A 779-nucleotide genomic window follows, 5' to 3' on the forward strand; every position below is an offset into this window, starting at 1 on the left:
TTGACGGCATCGCGGCGTACTGGTTGGTGAGTGCTGTCAGCGTGCCGTAGTCCGGCTGGGAGAAGTCCTGGACACCGTGGACGGTGTCGACGATGCCGAGGTCCGGCATCAGGCGGGGCGGGGCGAGGGGGTAGGCCCAGAAGCCGACGAGCGCGAGGAGTGTGGTCAGGCCCAGGGTCGACCGGCCCCAGCGGTAGTCGACCGGGCGGCGCCAGTAGAGGACGCCGAGGACGGTCAGCGGGACGACGAAGTGGAAGGACGTGTAGTAGAAGTCGAAGAACTGCCGCAGCCAGTCGATCTTGACGACCGCGTGGTTGGCCCAGTGCTCGATGTCGAGGTGCAGGATCCGCTCGAGGGAGAGGATCTGCTCGCCGTGGTGCTCAGCACGCTCCCTGCCCCCGGAGATCGTGCCGCCCGTCGCCGCCAGCCGGACCTGGGAGTACGCGGCGTAGGTGACGCGTATGAGGAGCAGTTCCAGCAGGAGGTTCGGGCGGCCGAGGACCCGGCGCAGGAACGGCAGCAGCGGGATGCGCTGCCAGCGGGCCGGGACCGGCGGCGCGTACTGCGTGGGGATCGGGGAGCGGTAGTACGGCGACGTACGCGACAGGAACGGTACGACCGTGGCGGCGGCGATCGCCGCGAGCAGGACGACGTTGTCGCGCAGCGGGTGGAGGGCGGCCATGTTCGGCAGGATCATCTTCGCCGGGAGCGTCATGACCACGACCACAGCCACCGGCCACACCAGCCGGTCGGAGGCCCGTTTGCCGACCCGGCCGACG

The 779-nt window shown here is 69.8% G+C and carries 1 protein-coding gene; it reads right to left on the reverse strand.

The genetic code is table 11. The features are described 5' to 3' along the window. On the reverse strand, positions 1-779 hold a 779-nt coding region (locus ACTWQJ_RS51935; RefSeq protein ID WP_443313287.1), incomplete at both ends, for a phosphatase PAP2 family protein.

The organism is Streptomyces sp. KR55, assembly GCF_052245645.1.
Taxonomy (GTDB): Bacteria; Actinomycetota; Actinomycetes; order Streptomycetales; family Streptomycetaceae; genus Streptomyces; species Streptomyces flavusporus.